The sequence below is a fragment of the Chryseobacterium contaminans genome (genome assembly GCF_001684955.1).
GTDB classification, from domain to species: Bacteria; Bacteroidota; Bacteroidia; order Flavobacteriales; family Weeksellaceae; genus Chryseobacterium; species Chryseobacterium contaminans.
In genome coordinates this window covers 60,012-82,216 of the sequence record NZ_MAYF01000001.1, presented here as the reverse complement: position 1 = coordinate 82,216, position 22,205 = coordinate 60,012, and the positions used below count along the sequence as shown (strand labels likewise).

Sequence of the window (22,205 nt, the reverse complement as noted above, 5' to 3'; positions counted from 1 at the left end):
TAGATGGTACCAATCATACAAAATAAGGTGAGAAAAATTGGCTTAAAACATAGCTCACTATCTGGAAGTTTTTTCAGTGCTAAAACCAATAAAGAAGTCCAGTTTGAATCTTCTCTGGAAAGAGATTTTATATTTCTACTAGAGATGGACTGGATTATTGAATCCTATCACGAGCAGCCAGTTACTATTTATTACTCAGATTCTGAAGGAAAACAACGATCTTACACTCCTGACTTTTTATTTTACTGGCACTACCGGTTTGCCTCAAAGGGAGCAAAGCCATTACTTGTAGAAATAAAGTACAAAGAAGATCTAGAAAAGAATTCAGCTATTTATCAGCCCAAATTCAAGGCCGCTGAGGAATTTTGCGAAAAGAATAGTTATGAATTTAAAGTTCTTACTGAAGAGGATATAAGAACTGAATATCTTGAAAACTGTAAATTCTTATACAGATATAAAAAGAATACTTTTGATCATCAAAATCCGGATATACAGCTCATCCAAAAAACCATGTGTGATTTGCAATGTACGACACCAAGGGAGCTTATCCAGGTGTGTGCAAGAGATAAATATAAACAGATGGAACTCATATATTACATGTGGTATATGGTTTCAATAAATATCATCAGGTGTATTTGGGAGCAGCCCTTAACAATGGATTCTGTAATTTGGCTTGATGAGCTATATGAAAATTCTTATCCAAAATGAAACAGGAAATTTTTTATCTGAATGTCGGTCAGCAAATAACTTATAATGATATTCCATGTACTATCATTAGAAATATTGATATTAAGCGTGTAAGTATTGAGGAAATAGAAAGCGGTATAATACATACGGTTAATATTGGTGACATCTCTCCTGCTGACGCTCAACAGGAATCTAATAATAGAGATATGCTTGATTTTACAGATAAAGAATGGACAAAAGCACAGGAAAGATTTCAGATTATCCGACCAGTTCTTGAGAATCGAGGAGACTTAAAAATTGTTGAAAGAGCAGCTAAAGAAGCTAAAGTTGATAAAGCAACGATTTATAGGTGGATAAGCCGGTATGAACAAACTGGAAGCATCGGTTCAATACTTGGCAAAAAGAAAAATGGTGGGCGGGGAAAATCACGACTATCTTCAGAGCAAGAAGAGATAATACAGAAATGCATCAATGAAATATACTTGACTTCCTTTAGGAAATCTATAAATTATCTAATTAGAGCAATTGCGTTTGAGTGTAATAAACTGGGTATACAAATGCCACACTCAACAACAATACGAAGACGTATAAACGAGATTTCTGAAGAGGAAAAGGTCAAACAACGTTATGGCAAAAAAATTTCTGACAATAAATTTAGGCCAATAAGAGGTAATTTTCCACATGCTCACTACCCCCTATCTGTAGTTCAGATCGATCATACACCGGTAGATATAATACTTGTTGATGAAGTATTTCGTCAGCCTTTTAATAGACCATATTTAACTGTTGCCATTGATGTCTACAGTCGGATGATTTTAGGAATCAACATTTCATTTGATCCACCTGGAGCTATGGGAACAGGTTTATGTATTTCAAACGCCATTCTGGCCAAGGAAACATATCTTCAAAAATTAGGAGTTGATGGATCATGGGGATGTTGGGGAGTAATGGAAACTATTCACGTTGATAATGCAAAAGAGTTTCGAGGAATTATGCTAAAAAAAGCATGTGAAAATTATGGTATTAATCTTGAGTTCCGCCCTGTAGCTACTCCACACTATGGAGGACATATTGAAAGATTTCTTGGCTCATTTTCAAAAGCGGTTCATGATCTCCCAGGCACAACATTTTCAAACACGAGGGAACGCTCAACTTATAAATCTGAAAAACACGCTTCATTCACGCTAGCAGAGTTTGAAAAATGGATGGTTACTTATATAATCGATGTATATCATAAAACTGTACATTCTGGCATTGGAATGACTCCTGAAGAAAAATATATTGAAGGAATATTTGGTAATAATGAAACTAAAGGTATGGGACTTCCCCCACGTTTCCATGATGAAAGAAAGATAAGACTTGACTTTATGCCTTATTTAGAAAGAACGATACAGGCAACAGGAGTTGTGATCGATCATATTCACTATTATGATGAAGTATTAAGAAAATACATCAATACTCCTAATAACAGTAAGAATTTAAAGAAGTATTCTTTCAGGAGAAATCCTAAAGACATAAGCGTCATCTATTTTTTTGATCCGGACCTAAATGAATATTTTGAAATACCTTACAGAGATACCCGCTATCCTCCTATGTCAGTGTGGGAGTATAGAGCTGCAGTAAAAAAATGGAAAGAAGATAATACCGGGGCTATTAATGAGGCACATATATTTGAAAGCTATAAAAAGCTGGAAGAAATTGAATTAAAAGCCATAAAAGCAACAAAAAAACTTTCCAAGAATTCCAGAAGGATGATAACAAAAGAATTCAATGGTAAAGAAAACTTTCTGGAAAATATTACAAAAGTCAATAATGACCTAGAATTATCCGAGGTTAACAAAACTCAAACTTCGGATACTAAAGAGATTAACTTTGAAAACGAATTCACACTAAAACCATTTGAAAACTTAGATGATGAAGCATTTGACAACTAAAACCAAGGAGCTTGTTTTAAATGGAAGCCTAGAAGAAAAAATCTTTCATTTAAGAAAACAAAAATGGATTCCTTATCCTAATGCTGATAAAATACTAGCAAAATTGGACGACCTTAAAAACTACCCAACGGTAGATCGAATGCCTAATTTATTGATTGTTGGAGAAACAAACAATGGAAAAACAGCATTGATTAATAGGTTTTATAAGAAAAACAATCCATATATCCGGAAAGGAGAATATGATGTTGTTATCGCTCCAGTGCTTGTTGTACAGGCACCAGCAGAACCCGATGAGAAGAGCTTTTATAATAAAATCCTACAAATTCTCAATGCACCAATAATAAAAAGTGAAAGTCCAGATATAAAACAAAGAAGGATTATTTCCTTGTTTAAGAAACTAGAAGTAAAACTTATTATCGTTGATGAAATACATCATGTTCTTGCAGGAAGTCCTCTTAAACAACGAATATTTTTGAATGTTCTAAAGTATTTAAGCAATGAACTAAAAATTCCAATTATCTGTGTAGGTATTCGCGATGCATTCAATGTCATTCAGTCTGATTCCCAACTCTCGAATAGGTTTGAAACAGTTATACTGGAAAGATGGAAAATGAATGATGTATACTTACAGTTTCTCGTAAATTATGAGGCACTTCTCCCTCTTGAAAACCCGTCATATCTTGCTGAGAACTCAATGGCATCAAGAATTTTAGCAATGTCAGATGGTCTGATCGGAGAAATAAATACCATCTTAGTAAAAGCAGCCGAGCTTGCTCTTAATAGTGGGCTCAATAAAATTGATCACAAAATTTTGGATAATATTGAATACGTTGCTCCAGAGGATAGAAAGAAAATTTTGCGAAGAGCTAATTTATAATGCCTTATATTCAAACATTAGAAAAAAATATATGGGCACATTACATTCCACCATATAAAAACGAGCTCTTTACAAGCTGGTTCTTTAGGCTATCACAAGCCCATGGAGTAAAAAGTCATTCGTTTGCAAAGTATTATTTTGGTAAAGAACAGCTCTGGAATAGAGACATTGACAATAGTGCCAGTGATTATTTAAAAAAAGTTTTAGTTGAAAATAGTCCACTTTCAGATCAAGATGTTGAAAATTTATTTTTGACTTCCTACGAAACAACCCTGTTTGAAAAGAAAAACATAAATGGAAACACTCTGGGAATTCTTCCCTTAGGAATTTTTCACAGAAAAAGAAAAAATGCTAGCTTAATGTACTGCTCTGGCTGTGTTGGAAAAAAGCCTTATTACAAAAAAGCCTGGAGACTTTCAATTTCCTACTTTTGTACTGACTGTAAAATTTTACTACAAGATTGCTGTAAATCTTGTGGCAATGGAATATCTTTTCACAGATTGGAACAGGGAAATAAAAACAAAATTCTAGCTCAACCACTCGATACTTGCTCATTTTGTGCAGCTTCACTTTCCTCAAACTGGGAATATGCCAATAGTTCACAAATTTTTCTTCAGACAAAAATCAATTCTATATTGAAGGATGGATACTCTGAAGAATTCCAGTATAGTTTCAGTTATTTCAAAGTACTACATATTATACTTTTGCTCATAAGTCGCAAACATAATACTTGGGGAAGACTTAGAAATGCATGTGAATTTGAATTTGGTCCACTACCTATTGAAGACGGAAGTTGGTATTTGTGGTCAATTGCCAATAGAAGAATCCTTTTTGAAACTGCATTTAAAATCATTGAAGACTTTTCGTTTTTCCAGTTTCTCATACAGAAGCACAATCTACGATTGAGTGAATTCAAAAAAGATTCGACTCTTCCATATTCATTTGAAAAACTTTTTAAAAGTTTATAATATTCTATTCTTAAAAAAATTCAACTCTAGCACAGCAGATTTTCTTTAAATAAATATTATCAATATATATTGTTTATATTCTTTATATTGATAATACCATAACATAAACAAACAATTTACTGTACATACCGTACATTTACACCGTTTAAAATAATTTTTTTTTAATATAACCGAAAATTATTATATTTGCTCTTACGAGTTTAAAAAGGAAGAAAATTTAATAGAAAAAGAAAATAAAAAAATCCGTTAAGTGTAGGTCGAATTACTTTAACGGACTTATGTGTTATAAAAAATAATGGTAAAGGAAAATTCTTTTATCCGATCCCTTTATTTCTTATAGCAAATATAAAAATTTATTAATTAATAATGAAATATATTATGCTGAAATTACAAGAAATTTTACAAAAAAAATGCAGCTTGTTTAAGTTGAAAAATCCATTTGGCTGTACATTAAAAAAACAAATAAACAAAAACACTTTACATCCTAATTATCAGAGCACTAAAAAACCTAATCCTGTACTAACATCTACTGAAATTTCAACAGAAAAACAGATATTAGATTTACTGAAATTTAAGAATAAATTTCTATCTGAAAATGAGATTTTATGTTACCTATCAAACACTATATATGAAGAAAAATCCTGTCAAAAAAAGATAATTTTCTACCTGGAAAAACTTGAAAAAGAAAAAAGGATTTATGAATATAGAATCCCGAAAACGAACAAATCACTTTGGGGTCAGGTGTATTGGCTAGATCACAATATGATTCCTAAAAAAGCATATATTAATAACCAAAAATACAGAGATGCTATAAAGGAATATAAACGTCAATGTAATTTAGCCTAATCACAAAATAATATAAAAAAATATGGATTTTCAATTTAAACTTCCACATATTAACAAAGGATATTACAAAATAACAAACTTCCCTAATGCACTGCAAAGCTCTGACTTAGAAACCAATACAAAAATAGAATTTGCACATATTATTCCGGAGTATGTAGATGGATTTAAAGTTGAGAAGATACAATCTCATATTTATCGGAACCATAATATTGAAAGCTTGATATTTCTTAAAATAGGAGATAATTTTGACAGTGAATCAAAAAAACTAAATAATAGACTTTACAAACGCTCATTTTGGTTAGAAAATTATGATGAAATTGAATTTCAAACATATAATCCAAGCTCTAATTTAGAGTTTGGTAAAGAATCTGAAGGTTGCCAATACTATGAATTTGAGCGCAGCTATGAATCAGGTCCAGTAACATATATTGTTCCATCAATTGTTATAGGACAAGCCTTCTATTTAATTAATTCACTACTAATCAAGAATTTATTCTGTAATGATTTTGGAGACTTAAAAGATCTCATAAAATGGCGTATTGTACAACAAGAAGATCTTCAGGTTGGCGAAATATCAGTAAGAAAAAGAGGCGATCAACTAACAAAAGCACTAGCTAAGTCATTAGCTTTTTTTCTATTCTCAAAAGATGATTACTTGTGGTACAATCTAATTAACACACAAGCTAATTTATATAAACAAATTTTAAACAATCCCAATAGTATTTCATATAATTTTAAAGTCCCAATAAAGGAAAAGCTTTATTTGGAGACCAAAGGCTACTACATAAATAGGGATGGCAAAAAATACTTTATTGTTACTGAGATAATTGATATTACTTCTTCTCACAATTTTAGCAATTTATACACTGTAGATACTGTTAAGTTTATTGATTATACTTCCGGTGAAAAAAATGATAATGGTAATAATGATAATACGGGTAAGGGTAAAAGATTCAAACCAGGGAATAAAAATAAAAGCACCACTGTAACCAATGATGATAAAAACCCTAATCTTTCTAAAAACTTTATAGAATCTGGACTCAATCTTTTAAATAAGATTGTACAAATATCTATAGAATATAAATTAAGTGAAAAAGCGAGCTCAGGTACTCCAATTATTAATCCCACATCAGATTACGGAACTTTCAATACAAAAAACCCCAATCCTGATTCTCCTGGAGCAGAAACCTCAGGTAGTAAAGAAGATAAAACGAACAATAAAATTGATAAGGAGAAAATATTCTTTATGCTGCATTCTGTTGTTGAAAAGCTTAGACCAACATACTCTTGTGAAGAATTTCTTAATAAAAATAACGATTTAATAATCTTTACTATTACTGATTTGTCCAACCGTTCACTATTACTGATTGACGATGCATTCCATGAAAGGATTCAACTGGTTCACAAATCTACTTTGGAGAACTTTACGCATGATGAAATTAATAATTTCATTATTATAATTGCGGATAACAATTACAATTGGAAGAAAATAAGAGAGTTAGAAAAAAAATCAGATGGACTTTTATTTAGCAGTCCCACAAACTATAACAATGGAGGAACCCGTATTGAAAAGAAAACAAAAAAAGAGGATGGAACTGTAGAAGAAAAAAGAGTTTCAGATTTATGCTACCGTAATATTTTAGAAAAAATAAAGAAATTATTCATTTAATCTTAGTGTTTAAAGCAAATATTTTAGCTTTTTTAAGTTAGAATAATTATTGTAAAATGCTTCATGATTAAATTTCAAAATTTCATGCTAATTATACAATGATTATTAAAGATCGTGTTTATATATTAACATTCACTGTCTTCGAACCCTTCAGCAAAAAATTCATTCATAGTCATCCCAAAGGCATTTATAACCTTTGCTAAGGTACTAAATCTCAAGTCCTCGCCTTTCTCGTATCTACCATACTGAGCTCTGGATATATTATGCTCATATGCAAAATATTCGTAGCTTGAATAACCCTTAGCTATCCTAATTTCTTTTATCCTCTTGCCTAGTTTCTTTAAGACTTCTTCTTTTAAAAATTCTTTTTCCTCCATGTAATCTCAATTAGAGAATACAAAGCTTGGAAATAAGCTCCGTTTATGTTACCACTAAAAAGACGTATCTAATTAGTGGCTTTTTTGTTTAAATGTTTTATATTTGAACCCATTATCTTAACAAGAGAACCTAAATAATAGCCAAAATCATAATATCGATAACAAATATGTTAGCAATACTAACTTCAACGAGTCAAAATACTGGAGAGTTTCCATTTGTCAAAATAATTCTCTTTATCTATTTTATTCCTACAATAATTGCTTTATTTAGAGTATATATATTAAGATTCAAATTTTTCAGTGTTTTACTAATTAATTTATTTTTTGGTTGGACCGTATATGGTTGGTGGTTGGCATTTGCAAAAGCATTTTCGAGTAAAAACGTTATTTATATAAAGAGTAAACCTGAAAATACAGTAGTTTTAGACAAATATGATAAACTCCATAAATTAAATAATTTACGTAATTCAGGCGCTATTAATGAAGAGGAATTCGAAGTTGAAAAACAAAAAGTATTAAATAATTAATACCAGTAAATTATCTAAAAGTAATGAAGGTTATTTTGACAATCAAGGAGGAAGATTTAGATTTTATATTAAAGCAATTTCTTGTACTTCAAATAAAAAAAATAAAAATCAAAAGAAGAGTAAAAAAGCAAAATTTCAAGAGAACAGTATTATCCAGCACCTATAATGAGCCAAATGAATAAGTTATTAATTTGTAGTTTAAATTAGAGCTAATAATTAATAAAATATAAATCTTCTGGAAGCATCATGACATTAACAATTGAACTAATCCTCTGACACCCTACCCATAATCAGCAATTACAAAAATTAAATTTGGTTTTAATATTTTTTTACTTCTACTAGCTAACTTAATCCATTAAAATTGACTTTAATACACAATTAATGTTGGTAATTCTTACATAACTTTCACTGTTTTCTTTTTGATTTTATTCTTCATAAAATTGTTATTTCAACTCTCGATACTTTGATATATAACATTTTTACTATCTTTATAAAAACTATATCCAGAAACAAATAAATGAAATTAAAATATTACTTTAATTTTAATGGAAAGTATGAATTTCTAAAGTCATGTATTTAAAAGTACAGTTAGGATATATAAAAGTGACTTAGGGATTTTTTTATATTTTTCTGATAGAAAAATATAATTTAGGACATTTCAAATCAAAATAATATGAGAAGCCATAATTTTATACTTAAAAAATTAGATATATATAACACTCACATTCTTAAATTATCTACTATTTAAAATTCTACAATGATTGTCAAAATCTATTGAGTTTAATAAGAATGTTATTAATTACGGTTTTCCGTATTTTTATATTAAATATCTATCCTACTTTTAGCCAGTTATGATGTGCGTTAAAATTGGTCTAATGATATTCTTTTTTTCCAAGCTTTTGTAATATTGTATAAAAAAACAAATGTCAATAATTTATTTTGATACAGCAAGCACGACTAAGATTGATTCGAGAGTTTTTGATTCAATGATTCCATATTTTACAGAGTTTTATGGCAATGCATCGAGTAGTCACGAATTTGGTCAAAAATCAAGCTCTGCTATTGCAAAATCACGAAAGCAAGTTGCTGAATTAATTAATTCGAATGAGAATGAAATCATTTTTACTTCTGGTGCTACAGAATCGATAAACCTTGCGTTAAAGGGGTATATAGAGGCTAATTATGACAAGGGAAATCATATCGTCACAACCAAGACAGAACATAAAGCTGTCCTTGCAACTTGTGAGTACCTAGAAACAAAAGGGGTAGAAATAACCTATTTAGATGTAGATACAGATGGATTAATATCACTCTCTGAATTGGAAAAATCTATTCGCCCTGACACAATTTTAATATGCATTATGCATGTTAATAACGAAACAGGTATCATACAGCCGATAGAGAAAATCGGAACAATCGCAAAAAAAAATAAAATTACTTTTTTCTGCGATGCTACCCAAGCAGTGGGTAAAATAAGTATCGATGTCATTAGAGATAAAATTGATATGCTTTGTTTTAGTGGTCACAAACTAAATGCCCCAAAGGGCATTGGAATATTATACAAATCAAAGGCAATTGAAATTACTCCTTTGCTTCATGGAGGTAGCCAAGAGAAAGGAATGAGGCCCGGAACATATAATACTCCACTAATTGTAGGATTGGGAAAAGCTTGCGAAATAGCTATCCAAGAGCAAGAGATCAATTACCAATTGACAAAAAAAATACATGAATATATTACAAACAAAATCTTAGATATTAATGGAACTAAGGTTATAGGGAGTCCTATTCATAGGATCTTTAATATTATAGACTTCATTATACCAGGAATTAATGCTGAAACTTTTATTCCCAATGCAACTCATTATGCATTGAGTAATGGTTCTGCCTGTACTTCTCAAATTATTGAAAGCTCCCATGTATTAAAAGCGATGGGCCTTACGGATCAAGAATGTAATCAAACAATAAGAATATCTATTGATCATCAGATTAAAGAATCCGAGGTTGATGAATTTATTACATATATAAAAAAATACATCAAATAATTTTATCTTATGATGAAAGATATTACTTGGGCTGAAGATAGAGACTATAAAACTGGTAGTGAAGATGAACCTTTACAATTTTACCTCGATGCATTATGCAACAGCAGTAGTTTTGACTTATTACTAGGTTATTTTAGTTCATCTGCGATAAGCGTACTCTCTTTAGGCTTTGCAAACTTTATTTATTCCGGGGGAAAGATGAGAATTATTATAAATAACATTCTCTCTCCACAGGACAAGGATGCGATTGAAAGAGGGCAAAGAAAAGATTTTTTTACTATACAAGATTTTAGTAATATAAGAGATCTAAAAGTTTCTCTTGATGAATATGGAATTCATTTTTTTGAATGTTTTTCATGGTTAATTGCTAATAACAGGATTGAGATTAAGATTATAAAACCAAAAGAAAAAATAGGAATTGCTCATTATAAATCAGGGATTTTCCGTGATAAAACTCACAGTGTAGGATTTAAGTCATCATGTAATTTTACAGCTTACGGATTACTTGAAAACCTTGAAGAACTTGAATGTTTTTTATCTTGGGATGATGACCGTTCAAAAAAATTCATTAAGAAACAAGATAAGTATTTTAATGAAATTTTTGAAGAAAAAGCTGCTTTCGTTGAATATCTTGATACTAAAGATATTGTATATAATATCAAAGAAGAGTTTGGTCATAAAAATATTTTAGAACTCCTTGTTAAAGAAAAGGAACTTATTGAGAAAAAAAGAATTACATTTCAAAATCCAAAAATTCAAGAATCAATTGCTACTGCGATTGAAAAGATAAAAAAAATTGAAAAAGAGGAAAAATTACCTCGTTTTCCATATACTGAAGGACCTCGAGTTTATCAAATAGAAGCTTATAATAATTGGATATGCAATAATCGAAAAGGAATATTCAATATGGCCACAGGAACTGGAAAAACACTAACTTCTCTTAATTGTTTATTGAATGAATATATAATAGAAGGTTCTTATAAGGCAATTATTATTGTACCTACTACAGCCTTGCTAGAACAATGGAGAAATGAATGTCGCAAATTCAATTTTAATAATATAATTACAATTACCGCCAAAGAAAAATGGCCGCAAAACATTTCATTTGTCAATAGCGCAAGTAAATTTATCGATACTTCATTTGTTGTAATAGTAACATATGCGGCCTTTCATAAAAAAGGATTTCAATCTCATTTTAAAAATTTACCTTCTAAAACCTTATTCATAGCAGATGAAGCACACAATTTAGGTTCAAAAAACATTTCAAAAATTCTACCTAATATCCATCTGAACCAAAGAATAGGTTTATCTGCTACGCCTACGAGACAATACGATAGTTTTGGAAATCAAAATATTGAGTCTTTTTTTAGTGATACTCCTCCTTTTGTGTATAGCTTTACAATGGAGCAAGCTATGCAAATGGGCTGGCTATGTAAATACAAATACTATCCTCATGTAATAAAACTAACTAATACCGAATTATCTGAATATATAAAGAAATCCAAACAACTAATTAAATATTTTGATTCTGTAACTAAAAGATATAAAGAATGCAAGGAAGTGGAAATGCTTCTGTTAGAAAGAAAAAGAATAATTCATAAAGCCCATAATAAACTAAATGTTTTTAAAAGTATTTTGGAATCTGAATTCCAAAATAGAGGAAATTTAAAATATAGCTTGGTTTACGTCCCTGAAGGAGTCGAACCAAACTATGAAGATACTGATGATCTAGTTGAAGACTCAGAAGATATTAGATTAATTAATGAGTATACCCGAGCAGTTAGCTCAACAGATAGTTCAATAATGGTAAAACAATTTACATCTTCCACTGTAGATCGTAATACTGTTATTAAAGAGTTCCAAGATGGAAGCATTCATGTATTGACATCAATAAAATGTTTAGACGAAGGTGTTGACGTTCCAAGAACTGAATTGGCAATATTTTGTTCAAGTACAGGTAACCCAAGACAATTTATTCAACGTCGTGGACGAGTTTTAAGGAACCACAAAGATAAAATATATTCGGTCATTCATGATTTGGTTGTTTTTCCGGAATTCAATGATGAATCCACTTTTGAAATGGAAAAAAATATGGTCAAAAAAGAATTAGAAAGAGTTGTTGATTTTTCCTCACTTTCAATTAACAAAATTGATACCTATAATGAATTGAGAACAGTTCTCAATTATTATAATATTACTTTATCAGATATTAAAAACTATTAACCATGGCAAGAAAAGATGAAATATTTACAAGTTTTCTAAAGCACGATATAATCAAAAATGATTATGATTTAGATTATGAAGATTTACCTAAAACCGTACGTGAAGGTTTAAATTCAGAATATCCAATTATTAAAACACTAGCTTTAATTGTTGAAAACACTGAGGGAGTTAATCCTAACACCGACAAAGCAACTTATCTGCAAATTACTCAATTTCTAAATATGACAACAGATGATTATTAAGGAAGTACTTATTGAAAATTATTTGTGCTATTACGGTATTAAAAAATTTAACCTATCAAATGGTCTAAATATAATATTAGGTGAAAATGGCGAGGGTAAAACTAAGTTTTTTGAAGCACTGCAGTGGCTTACTGTAACTCAAAGACTAGATGATGATAGTAATCTTGATTTATTAGTTTCAAAAAAAGCTTTTCATGAATTAGAATCTGGCAGTACATTTAATGTTAGAGTCGAAATTACTGTGGATCAATTTGGACAGCAAAAAATATTGTCAAAGAAATTTACTGTCAGTAAAGACGAAAATAACAATTGTCAAATCAGTAATTTTTCTATTACTGGAATTGAAGAGTCAACGAATGGCGAACGATTCAAGGTTGACGGATATACGTTGCTTGAAAATATTCTTCCAAGCCAAATTTTAAAATATATAATGTTTAAAGGAGAGGATGAATTAAATATTTTCGTAAATGAAGATTCATTAACTGGTTTAGTAAATTTATTTTCGGATGCGAGGCACTACGAAAAATATGAATCCAGAGGCGAATATCTTAAGGTAACAGCAAATAAAGCTGTAGATCAAGCAACTAAGAACAATACTAAAAACCAAGAGGAGTATTCTAAGATAGAGAAAGATATTAGTGAAGAAATTAGAAAGAAAACGAGAACTCTCACTCTTTTAGAAGAAGCTAACAATACTATTGATAAGACAAAAAACAATATTAAAGACGCAGAAAGATATGTTAGCAATGCCAAAGCGCTTGATATTGTTAATAGGAGGATAAGAAAATTAACTGAGGAAATTTCAACCGCTGAATCTAGAATATCTGAAAATTATACGACCTCATTATTAGATGAAAAATGGATTTTGGTACATTTTGAAAGTATTCATCGAGAATTTTCTGAGAAGATAAATAATTTTAGTAAAGAAAAGCGAAAACTTCAATCAGAATTTATTCTTGAACAAGGAATCAAAGAAGGTGAAAGAAGAGCCAATATAAACCTAATGAAAAATCTTGTTCCACTTCCGATTGGCACTCCTTCTAAAGCTATTATGGAGGAAATGATTAGAGATAAATTTTGTAAGGTATGTAATCGCCCTGCAGAAAAGGGATCTGATGCATTGAAATTTATGACTGACAGACTTCATGAATATTTGGAAAGTCAAGAAAAAGTAACTAATAGCGAACCTGAATCTCTTTTTAAATTCAATTATATTAATAAACTAGTAAATACAAGCAATAGCCATGAAGACAATCTTTTAAATATCAGAAATATCCCAAAGGAAATTGAAGATTTATTTGAGTTTAATCAATCACGAAAAGATGAAATTGGAGACCTTAAAGAGAAATTGGCACAGGAAATTAGTGAAAGAAGTAAAATTATAGGTTCTTCAGTAATAGGTTCTGAAGAACTTGATGTTGTGCTTAAGAATTATAATACTTGGCAGGAAGATCTTATTTCAGAAAACCAAAACACTACTGACTATCTAGCAGATTTAGAAAAAATCAATAACAAGCTTGAACTACTTGAGAAGCGAAAAGATGAGATTGATTTGACTAATGCTAATAAATTTCTTATTAATACTCGTAATATCCTTAGAAACATTGATACTATATTAAAAGAAACAAAAAGAAATAAGTTTGATCAATTTATAAATCTTTTACAAGAAAAGTCTAATTCTATATTTTCTAAAATAAATGTTGATTCCTTTACAGGCATTATCGACTTTAAATTAAATAGAACCTCGAAAGGCACTAAGGTTAAAGTTGAACTTCAGGAAGAAGACGGAAATATTTTTTATTCTCCTAATCAATCTTTACTTACCTCAATGCATATATCGATATTACTTGCTATTTCGGAACTCACGTATGAAACTAGAAATGAGAGCTATCCTTTAGTATTTGATGCTCCAACGTCATCTTTTGGAGAAAATAAGATGACTGAGTTTTTGAATCTAATTTATGAACGAGAAAGCCAGACTATTATATTGATAAAAGATTACATAGGCAAAGATGAAAATAGAAATTTATATATTAAAGAAGAGTTTGATAATGTAAAAAGGAAAAAAGCATTTTGGCTTAAATTAGAACGTCCATTTGATGAGAGAAATTTAAAAACTATTAACACTGAAAAAATTGAATTATAAATATGGAAAGCTTATTTGACAAATGGAAAACGAGAATTCCAAAGTATGACGAATCATTTAGAAGTTTACTATTTGATCCACTTTCTAAAAAATATGGTGCTGAAGGAGAGAAAAAAGATAATTTAGGAAAAACTTTTAGCAATAATTATGAATTGTACATGTATGCTTTTTTTCTAGGCCTTTATAATCAAGAATATGTACCAATTAATTTAGATTCTAAAAAGGTTGATTTTAGTCACGCAATACAACATTGGGGAAGCAAAACTAACATTCTTACCAGAAAAGATTTTACTAAACTACAAGAGTATATTTTTGTAGCTTTAATTGCAAAAACCGATATAGATCTAATTGCTTTAGACAAAGGTGAAATTACTGAGGATGAAATTGTTAAACAACTTATTAAAACTATGGAATCATTTACTAACGGGGGGTTAATCTTAATAAAAGAAAAACTTGAGGATAATCCTGGGTATCTTCTAAATCCAACGTCTTATTTAGATATGATTTTACATAAGACAAACTAGTAAATACATCAAGTTTTTTATTAAATAAAAATTTCTATAACAAATATGTTACAGTCAGCATTTGATTTGGGAGAACATCTTAAATTAAGAGAGGTTACTTTTAAGGTTTCACCTTTACTATGGCAAAAATGGGATATTACAGAATTAGATCTAAATTTTAGCAATTGGAACAAAATTAAATTTTTAAATGATACTTTAGATGGATTCCACCCTGATATTGATTCTGTTCCTAATGACAAAGGAGGGTTATATCTTTTTTATGTTAGTTGCCAAACAATAAGCGGGATAACGGAAATTCCTTTTTATATAGGAAGAGCACAAATTACAGAAGGGCAGAATTTGCGCAAAAGAGTGAGAGAATATTTTAATAAATTTTGTCGAAATAATGAAAGACCAAAAATTACCAGAATGTTTAATTATTGGAAACAGGATTTATATTTGGCATATTATGAGCTAGATGATAACTTAGCAATTGTAGATTTAGAAAAAAAATTAATTAATTCATTGTTATTACCAATGAATGATGAAATACCAGATTTAGAAACTAGACAAGCTGTTAAAGCATTTTAATAAAATGAAAATACCTGCAATTAAAGGGCGCATTGGAGATTGGGACTATTATGTTTCAACCTTAACATTTCAACAAGTGAATGATTATGTATCTAAAATAGATAATGAACTACATAAATCAGAAAGTTTGAAAGAACTTATTCAAAGAAGCATAACTAATAATTTTATTAGTATAAAAAAATATATTTTACATCAACCTGAACTATTTTTCAATTCATTGGTTTTAGCTGTATATGATGATTATCCTGATTGGGTTGAAATAGAGGTAAAATATGAAGAGTTAGAAACCTACCAGTTAGGGCTTTTAGACTTTCCTAGTCATCACAAAATCTTTCCAGTAGATGGACAACATCGTGTTGAGGGTATTAAGGCTGCATTGGCAGAAAATCCTGAATTAGGGACAATGAAAATTTCTGCAATTTTCATTGGTCATAAGAATGATGATAATGGTTTAAAAAGAACCAGAAGATTATTTTCAACTCTTAATAGATATGCAAAACCAGTCACAATGGATGATATTATAGCTTTAGATGAAGATGACTCTATTGCTATAGTAACAAGAAACTTATTAGAAAATCATAAGCTATTTACAGCTAGAAAAGTAACTAAGAGTAAAAATAAAGCAATCCCTCCTGAGGATAAAAATTCGTTCACATCAATCATTACATTATATGAATGTAATATGGAATTACTAAAATATCATAGAAAGCAGCAGAAAAAAGTGAACCCCAATCCAGAAAGAGATAATAAGAACTTTGCTGAATATTTAAAATTTAGACCTGAAGAAGAAGATCTTACCTCTTATGAACAATTTGTAACTTCATTTTGGAATGATTTTATAGATAGCTTTGATTATATTAATGCCTTTACTCAAGACACTGGAGCAAATCCATCAGAGCCTTACAGAAATAATATTGATGGAGGAAATCTTTTATTTAGACCTATCGGATTGCTTCCATTTGTCCAATGTGTTTTAGGGTTGGTTCCTTTAACAAATCAAAATTTCAGTGACATATTTAACTTTTATAATGGAATTGACTTAACTCTTAACCAAAAGCCCTGGAAGCAAGTGCTTTGGAATGATTTTGAGAAAACCATGATTATGGGTAATAAAACTTTAATTAAATCAATTCTCAAATATAAATATGACGAAAGTTTATTAAAGCAATATGAATTACAAAATCTTAAAACTAAATATGCCTCTGCAATAAATTTTCAAGGCAATAATATTGACGATGTTTTAAAAGATATTAAATAAAGCATGACGCACAACCTTCCCCTTCTGCTTCAAGGATTTCGTCTTGCCAACTTGTAGCTGTTTGAGGTTTGGCTCTATTTGTGCGTAAATAATGTTCTTTTTTAATACTATTTACACGTTCAGGTTTTTTCAACTCCATTAGGGGTTCAATAGTCCAAGTGAAACCATCTTTTTCATATTTAATAGCCTCGTCGTATAGATCCGGGTGTTGCTCAAGAAGCCACACCCATTCGATTTTCTGCTGGAAAAAACAGAAAAAACATCCTGATCTACTTCTTGAATAAATGCCTTTTTTTATTTCGCCATCAATTTCTACCGTATACTCAATAGGCAAATAATATGCTGGAATGCCGACTCCTGAATCATCTAAAATTTGAAAAATATCATCAATCCCTAAAATTTCATCATTCTCTATTAATGAAAAGTGATCAAGCTTACCTACAGGATAATCTGTCGTCTTTAAAAAAGCAAAAACGACCTTGTTAAATAACTTAACATCAGAATCCAAAAGAGCATTTAATTTCTGCCGTTGAGTAAACCTCGGAGATATTGGGGTCTTAACATAATTTAAAATGGTTTCAAGATGGTGATCTGGAGCTAATAACTCATAATGTTCAATTATAAAATTGATATTAGAATTTGAAAGGAATTTCTTAATTACATCTTCACTCCATATATTTTTTCTAAAAGGAAAAATTGATTGGATATTTTCTTTTTTAGAAATATATCCCTCCCTATTCTCATCTCCGCGAATACCAACATAAGATATTGTGGGTTCATCACCAATTTCGTCTTCAAAAGGCTGAAGTTTCATTTTAGTAGTACACCAACGAGCTGTTGCTGAAGGTAAATAACCTCCATTGACTGCCATAAAATGATCAAATGGATTCTTTTCTGGAGAATTAAGTTCATCAATTGATTTGTAAAGCTTTATATCTTTTCCTAATACGGAATTAAGTTTATTAATAAGATCATAAGTCTCTTTAAGCTCCTTTCCCGTATCACAGGTATAATACTCTACATTAATATCTGGATGTTTTCTACTCATATATATCGCCAAAGCAGCACTATCCTTACCCCCCGAAATTCCTAAAACATGTTTTATTTCACTCATAATACTAAATCTTTCTTAAATTCGTTCGATAGCAACTCCATAAGTAGTTGCTTACGTTTATGAATATCTAGTTTAAATAAACTATCCGTAAATTGTGCTTTTATATTTTCGAACTCAGGAGATTGATCATTCGAAATGATAATTTTATCATCCATTATAGCTCCTGATGTACCAATTACTTGAATGGAGATCATTCTTTTATTTTCATCAGGCCCAAATTCATGCAATTCGGACGCTTTAATTAAACCTAATATAAATTCTTCAAGATTTGAAATCAATAAGGTTTCCTCTTCATCAATCATTACATCAATAGACTTCCCTAAAACGGCATCAGCTACGGACTTAATCCATGATGCCCTGTCATCTAAAGAAGAAGTTAATCTTTTGAATACAATAGCTTGCTCATTGCCTAATAAGTAAATATTAATATTATTTAATCGGTCATTTATCTCTTTTTTATACTCGATAAATTCTGTTGAATTACAATAAAAAGAGTTAACTATTTTTTCTTCTATTCTATTAAGTAATGAATCGTATGCAGTGCGAAGCTCTCTAATGCAGTCCTGGATATGAAAAGTAAATGTTTTTAAAATTTCCTCATCATCATTTATCGAAATAGAATGAAAGCCTAGAGCATTTGGGAATTGATTAAATAAAGCATCTTCCGGATCTTTCGCATTTTTGATAGCCTCCCTCAGACTGTATGCTTTCGGAGAAATTGTTTTGGTATTTAACACATATCCATTTAAACCTCTGTAAAAGCGTAGAAAGCTACCAAATATAGATAAAAATGTACTCTTGGTTCCAAATACATCATCCCCGACTTGAACAAGCTCTTTATAACTTTCCAGAAGATTTAACTTTAAACCTGAAACATCATAACTCTTTATTGAATAGTTTGATGGGGATTTATGTATTAAATCCAAAACATCTTCTGTTATGTAAGGTATAAATCCATTTATTTCATGAAATAATGCAAAATCTTCTTTATTAATAATTAAAAATAAAGGAATCCAAAAATCAACAAATCCTTTCTTAAGTTTAAAAGGAGCACAACTCAAAATCTCATATAATTCGCCTAGATTCCTTTTAGATGAATACGCTGAACTTAAAAATGCTGTACATGCATTCCATAAAGGTTGAAATGATTGATCCGTTGGAGATGAATAACAAAAATGTGACAGTTGTTTTGTATGAATTCCTGTATCTCGTAATAGAGTTATATAGATGGATTTTTCTGGGGGGAATTTACTATCATCAAACCCTAAATTTTCCAAAGCTTCATTGGATAAAGCGTAACGAAGAAGTGCTTTTCTAGCTGTCAATATTTGAGGGCTTAGAAATTCTTTATTAACCAACTCATTTTTAAAATTGGGAGCTAGGCTAAATTCATGATCACAAATTTTTGAGAGTGTTTCATTTAAAGATTTTTTTGACTGAATAGTCTCAAGCTCTCCATTGTAATACCAAATATTTTGGTCATTGGAAATAAATAAATTATCTAAAACAAATTTTTCTAATCGTTCTTTATGAAACTCTAATTCAGTGTTTAATAATTTAACAGCATTAATATCTTCCTTATACTTATTAATTAAAAATGTAAGTTTATTTATAGTAAATATTTCATTATGTATTTCTTTTGAGTTTTTATATATTACAAAAAGATTGCTTCCTGAATTAATCGAGGCTTTACGGATATCTCTTTCTTTAATTGATCCATCAAGGACTAAATTAATATAACCATCCAGCGCTCCTTCTGCAGTGCTGATTTGGCTAAGGTCAGCTAAAATTTTAAACTCAAAAAACCTTGGCGTTCCTTTTTCAAAAGAATTTTTCTTCACTAATATAACCGGAAAATCAATGAGGTCAGAAATTGCATGCATCACAGAAAAATCATGATTGATTTCTTTAGAAACTGCCGCTAATTCATGTTCAATATCTAAATCGGTGCCTTCTAAAAAATTTATCTTATTACTGTGTCTGTAAAAGCGGACTATTCCAGCCTTCTCCAACTTTAGAATCGCTTTTTCAACATCATTAGCTTCAAAATCGGTTGTATATTGAATATAATGTGAAATAAATTTACTATCAAAGAGACTCCCTGTTTTAGTAAAAATATTTACCAAGCATATAGTTTTTATTACGACAGATATAAGATTATAATCTACATCTTCAATCAATTCAGCTCTGTCAAGCGCTCTGAAACTTGTTTGCCATTGGGCTCTGTGGCTATTATTAAAACTATAAATTTCACTACCTAATACATTTATTAAGTAATCAAAAACATTTGATATCGCATAAAATTTCCCATCAAAAGAATTAATAGAAAACTTTGTAGTGTCATTAAGAAATGTAAATAATGATCTCTCATTTTGACCATACCGCTGTAGAGAATTAACAAGTATACTTGAAGACAAGCAATCGAGAGGATATAAAGATTTAGCAAGACCTGAAGTGTCAAAATCACTAAATCTCAAAAGATTACTAGTTTTAATCAATTTATTTAAAAGATTAAAGCTATTTTGATATTTCTTTGGCAACTCAAATTCTTCCAGTTTTTTTGAGGCGAAAAATAATAATTGCTCTACAGGCTCATTAAAAAGTAATTCTACAAATCTACCTTTTATTTTTTCCCATTCTTGTCTTTCCATTGAATCAAGAGATGAAGAATAAGAAATAAAACTTTGGTGTAATGACAATATAAAAAGCACATTTTTTTTATCATCATTGGCCCATTCAGAAATCAACTGTAATAAATATAGATCACTTGCACTTTTATTTTTACTTGCAAATTCTAAAAATTTACCAAACTCATCAATAATAATAACAAGACCACTATTTCTTTTTTCGGCAATCTCACGTCTTCTTTCAAGTTCACTGATAATTTGTTCCGAACCTCCTTCTTTTATTTTAAGATTTTTAAGCAAGGAATCAATAAAAGATGTATTATCACCAATTAGCTTTATAAAGTCATATGAGCGTAATTTTGAACCAGCATTCGTGCTAAAAAATACTTTTTTATTGAGCAGATTTTTTTCTAATGCCCATAAAAAAGTAGATTTACCTGTACCATAATTACCAATTAAGGTAAATGATTTATTGCTCTTACCGATGCTTCCTACAATTCTTTCATAAACTTGAGTTACATTTGGCGTAACAACATAGTTAAGCTCCTTCTGTTCATCTCTTAGAATATTGGTAGATATGTTATTATAGCCCATAATGTAATTCTAATAAATTATTCTGATAATCTTCTGTGATATTTTTTATTTGTAGCTGCCTTATTCCTGCATCGTTTTTATAAATAAACTCTTTATAATCTAAACAAAGAGAATCTACTAATTCATCAAGACCATCGTTAGAAAGGCAAAAATAAGACCCAATTGTATCTCTAATTTCATCATAGCTTACAACAATTCTCCCCCCAAGATAGTCTAATATGCAATAAGCAAAAATAGAGGTAGGAATACGTTTTTGACTCTCTCGATTAATTCTGTAAACAGTTTCTCCTAAAGCATTTTTGTGTGACAACTGAGAAATCAAGTTAAGTTCTAAAAATGGAGAGTTAAAGTCATCTTCTATTGTTTTAAGAGATTTTATAGGATTTGCATAGGATTTCACAAAAACTTTAAAGTCTGAACTTAAAGTATTATCGCTGACCTCTCTTATATTTCTATCACGAATTTTTTTTGCAATAAACTGTTTTACTTGAGTTTCTGAAAATTCTAAACTTATCTTATCATTAAAGAACTCTGAAAATATCAAATTAAAAATACTCGCATAGTTAGTGTGACATATCTTATATTGTAGAAGCCATAAAGTGCCTTCATCTACTAAGAATGGATCATATTTATTTTCAGCCAAAAATATTTTTTCCGAAAATTCTGAAATCTCATGGTTCTCATTAATCAATCCAAATGCTTTAAGCCAATGTTGAATAGACTGAACCATATTTCTTCCTACGCCCAATCTAGATATAGCAATTTCGGGCTTATGAAAAACAGCAATACCTTCATTATCAATGATTTGAACTCCTTTAAACAACCATTGTTGTCTGCAATGAAATGTGTCATGCCCTGAAAATTTTAACATTTTTATTGTATTAGTTTAGCACTGCAAGTTAATAAATTTTTAAATGGATGACTTCATCCATTTATAATAAAAACCAATTTTTTCAACTGAAAACATCAATTAAATGAAG

The 22,205-nt window shown here is 29.9% G+C and carries 18 protein-coding genes; 14 read left to right on the top strand and 4 right to left on the bottom strand.

All coding sequences use genetic code 11. The features are described from left to right. Positions 1-3: 3 nt before the first annotated feature. The 6 genes from BBH99_RS00375 to BBH99_RS00350 all read left to right on the top strand — a co-directional run bounded on the left by BBH99_RS00375 (position 4) and on the right by BBH99_RS00350 (position 6,981). The gene (locus tag BBH99_RS00375) at positions 4-708 is read left to right on the top strand and encodes a heteromeric transposase endonuclease subunit TnsA (RefSeq protein WP_066690457.1); all 705 of its coding nucleotides are present in this window, start codon (positions 4-6) and stop codon (positions 706-708) included. Next, a complete protein-coding gene (locus BBH99_RS00370; protein ID WP_066690455.1) occupies positions 705-2,621 on the top strand; it encodes a helix-turn-helix domain-containing protein in 1,917 nt (638 codons plus the stop codon). Before BBH99_RS00375 ends, BBH99_RS00370 begins: the two co-directional genes overlap by 4 nt. Then, a complete protein-coding gene (locus tag BBH99_RS00365; protein WP_066690609.1) occupies positions 2,602-3,498 on the top strand; it encodes a TniB family NTP-binding protein in 897 nt (298 codons plus the stop codon). Before BBH99_RS00370 ends, BBH99_RS00365 begins: the two co-directional genes overlap by 20 nt. Further along, entirely contained in the window at positions 3,498-4,466 is a 969-nt protein-coding gene (locus tag BBH99_RS00360; RefSeq protein WP_066690442.1) for a TniQ family protein, read from the top strand. Before BBH99_RS00365 ends, BBH99_RS00360 begins: the two co-directional genes overlap by 1 nt. A gap of 366 nt (positions 4,467-4,832) precedes the next feature. Continuing rightward, a complete protein-coding gene (locus BBH99_RS00355; RefSeq protein WP_066690440.1) occupies positions 4,833-5,312 on the top strand; it encodes a hypothetical protein in 480 nt (159 codons plus the stop codon). A gap of 22 nt (positions 5,313-5,334) precedes the next feature. Beyond that, positions 5,335-6,981 (top strand): hypothetical protein, encoded by a 1,647-nt coding sequence (locus BBH99_RS00350; RefSeq protein ID WP_066690438.1) that lies wholly within the window; start codon positions 5,335-5,337, stop codon positions 6,979-6,981. A gap of 125 nt (positions 6,982-7,106) precedes the next feature. On the opposite strand, the gene BBH99_RS00345 is transcribed toward BBH99_RS00350, so the two are convergent. Further along, the gene (locus BBH99_RS00345; protein WP_066690436.1) at positions 7,107-7,358 is read right to left on the bottom strand and encodes a helix-turn-helix domain-containing protein; all 252 of its coding nucleotides are present in this window, start codon (positions 7,356-7,358) and stop codon (positions 7,107-7,109) included. A gap of 167 nt (positions 7,359-7,525) precedes the next feature. Between BBH99_RS00345 and BBH99_RS22610 the strand changes: the two genes are divergently transcribed. The 8 genes from BBH99_RS22610 to BBH99_RS00305 all read left to right on the top strand — a co-directional run bounded on the left by BBH99_RS22610 (position 7,526) and on the right by BBH99_RS00305 (position 16,890). Further along, positions 7,526-7,885 (top strand): superinfection immunity protein, encoded by a 360-nt coding sequence (locus BBH99_RS22610; protein WP_066690433.1) that lies wholly within the window; start codon positions 7,526-7,528, stop codon positions 7,883-7,885. A 923-nt stretch (positions 7,886-8,808) separates the two neighbouring features. After that, a complete protein-coding gene (locus BBH99_RS00335; RefSeq protein WP_066690431.1) occupies positions 8,809-9,927 on the top strand; it encodes a cysteine desulfurase family protein in 1,119 nt (372 codons plus the stop codon). A gap of 9 nt (positions 9,928-9,936) precedes the next feature. Next, positions 9,937-12,150 carry a DEAD/DEAH box helicase family protein gene (locus BBH99_RS00330; protein WP_066690430.1) on the top strand — a complete coding sequence of 738 codons (2,214 nt, stop codon included), beginning with the start codon at positions 9,937-9,939 and terminating at the stop codon, positions 12,148-12,150. A gap of 2 nt (positions 12,151-12,152) precedes the next feature. Then, the gene (locus tag BBH99_RS00325) at positions 12,153-12,392 is read left to right on the top strand and encodes a hypothetical protein (protein WP_066690429.1); all 240 of its coding nucleotides are present in this window, start codon (positions 12,153-12,155) and stop codon (positions 12,390-12,392) included. Next, positions 12,382-14,538 (top strand): AAA family ATPase, encoded by a 2,157-nt coding sequence (locus BBH99_RS00320; protein ID WP_066690423.1) that lies wholly within the window; start codon positions 12,382-12,384, stop codon positions 14,536-14,538. The genes BBH99_RS00325 and BBH99_RS00320 overlap by 11 nt, the downstream gene beginning before the upstream one ends. Positions 14,539-14,540: 2 nt before the next feature. Continuing rightward, positions 14,541-15,062, top strand: a complete 522-nt coding sequence (locus BBH99_RS00315; protein WP_066690421.1) for a hypothetical protein — start codon at positions 14,541-14,543, stop codon at positions 15,060-15,062. Between the two features lie 45 nt (positions 15,063-15,107). Beyond that, a complete protein-coding gene (locus BBH99_RS00310; protein WP_066690416.1) occupies positions 15,108-15,632 on the top strand; it encodes a GIY-YIG nuclease family protein in 525 nt (174 codons plus the stop codon). A 4-nt stretch (positions 15,633-15,636) separates the two neighbouring features. After that, positions 15,637-16,890, top strand: a complete 1,254-nt coding sequence (locus BBH99_RS00305) for a DNA sulfur modification protein DndB (protein WP_066690413.1) — start codon at positions 15,637-15,639, stop codon at positions 16,888-16,890. Here the strand turns inward: BBH99_RS00305 and BBH99_RS00300 are convergent. From BBH99_RS00300 to BBH99_RS00290, 3 genes are read right to left on the bottom strand one after another with little or no spacing between them, the layout of a single operon-like run. Then, positions 16,883-18,004 carry a phosphoadenosine phosphosulfate reductase domain-containing protein gene (locus BBH99_RS00300; RefSeq protein WP_066690410.1) on the bottom strand — a complete coding sequence of 374 codons (1,122 nt, stop codon included), beginning with the start codon at positions 18,002-18,004 and terminating at the stop codon, positions 16,883-16,885. The two genes, BBH99_RS00305 and BBH99_RS00300, sit on opposite strands and share 8 nt — an antisense overlap. Continuing rightward, on the bottom strand, positions 18,001-21,225 hold the full coding sequence (locus tag BBH99_RS00295) for an ATP-binding protein (RefSeq protein WP_066690405.1): 3,225 nt from the start codon (positions 21,223-21,225) through the stop codon (positions 18,001-18,003). The genes BBH99_RS00300 and BBH99_RS00295 overlap by 4 nt, the downstream gene beginning before the upstream one ends. Continuing rightward, the gene (locus BBH99_RS00290; RefSeq protein WP_066690402.1) at positions 21,215-22,096 is read right to left on the bottom strand and encodes a DUF4007 family protein; all 882 of its coding nucleotides are present in this window, start codon (positions 22,094-22,096) and stop codon (positions 21,215-21,217) included. The genes BBH99_RS00295 and BBH99_RS00290 overlap by 11 nt, the downstream gene beginning before the upstream one ends. Positions 22,097-22,205: the final 109 nt, after the last annotated feature.

Bases quoted from the DNA above. Each gene is read 5' to 3' on its own strand.
- BBH99_RS00375 (WP_066690457.1), top strand. From the start codon at position 4: ATGGTACCAATCATACAAAATAAGGTGAGAAAAATTGGCTTAAAACAT.
- BBH99_RS00370 (WP_066690455.1), top strand. From the start codon at position 705: ATGAAACAGGAAATTTTTTATCTGAATGTCGGTCAGCAAATAACTTAT.
- BBH99_RS00365 (WP_066690609.1), top strand. From the start codon at position 2,602: ATGAAGCATTTGACAACTAAAACCAAGGAGCTTGTTTTAAATGGAAGC.
- BBH99_RS00360 (WP_066690442.1), top strand. From the start codon at position 3,498: ATGCCTTATATTCAAACATTAGAAAAAAATATATGGGCACATTACATT.
- BBH99_RS00355 (WP_066690440.1), top strand. From the start codon at position 4,833: ATGAAATATATTATGCTGAAATTACAAGAAATTTTACAAAAAAAATGC.
- BBH99_RS00350 (WP_066690438.1), top strand. From the start codon at position 5,335: ATGGATTTTCAATTTAAACTTCCACATATTAACAAAGGATATTACAAA.
- BBH99_RS00345 (WP_066690436.1), bottom strand. From the start codon at position 7,358: ATGGAGGAAAAAGAATTTTTAAAAGAAGAAGTCTTAAAGAAACTAGGC.
- BBH99_RS22610 (WP_066690433.1), top strand. From the start codon at position 7,526: ATGTTAGCAATACTAACTTCAACGAGTCAAAATACTGGAGAGTTTCCA.
- BBH99_RS00335 (WP_066690431.1), top strand. From the start codon at position 8,809: ATGTCAATAATTTATTTTGATACAGCAAGCACGACTAAGATTGATTCG.
- BBH99_RS00330 (WP_066690430.1), top strand. From the start codon at position 9,937: ATGATGAAAGATATTACTTGGGCTGAAGATAGAGACTATAAAACTGGT.
- BBH99_RS00325 (WP_066690429.1), top strand. From the start codon at position 12,153: ATGGCAAGAAAAGATGAAATATTTACAAGTTTTCTAAAGCACGATATA.
- BBH99_RS00320 (WP_066690423.1), top strand. From the start codon at position 12,382: ATGATTATTAAGGAAGTACTTATTGAAAATTATTTGTGCTATTACGGT.
- BBH99_RS00315 (WP_066690421.1), top strand. From the start codon at position 14,541: ATGGAAAGCTTATTTGACAAATGGAAAACGAGAATTCCAAAGTATGAC.
- BBH99_RS00310 (WP_066690416.1), top strand. From the start codon at position 15,108: ATGTTACAGTCAGCATTTGATTTGGGAGAACATCTTAAATTAAGAGAG.
- BBH99_RS00305 (WP_066690413.1), top strand. From the start codon at position 15,637: ATGAAAATACCTGCAATTAAAGGGCGCATTGGAGATTGGGACTATTAT.
- BBH99_RS00300 (WP_066690410.1), bottom strand. From the start codon at position 18,004: ATGAGTGAAATAAAACATGTTTTAGGAATTTCGGGGGGTAAGGATAGT.
- BBH99_RS00295 (WP_066690405.1), bottom strand. From the start codon at position 21,225: ATGGGCTATAATAACATATCTACCAATATTCTAAGAGATGAACAGAAG.
- BBH99_RS00290 (WP_066690402.1), bottom strand. From the start codon at position 22,096: ATGTTAAAATTTTCAGGGCATGACACATTTCATTGCAGACAACAATGG.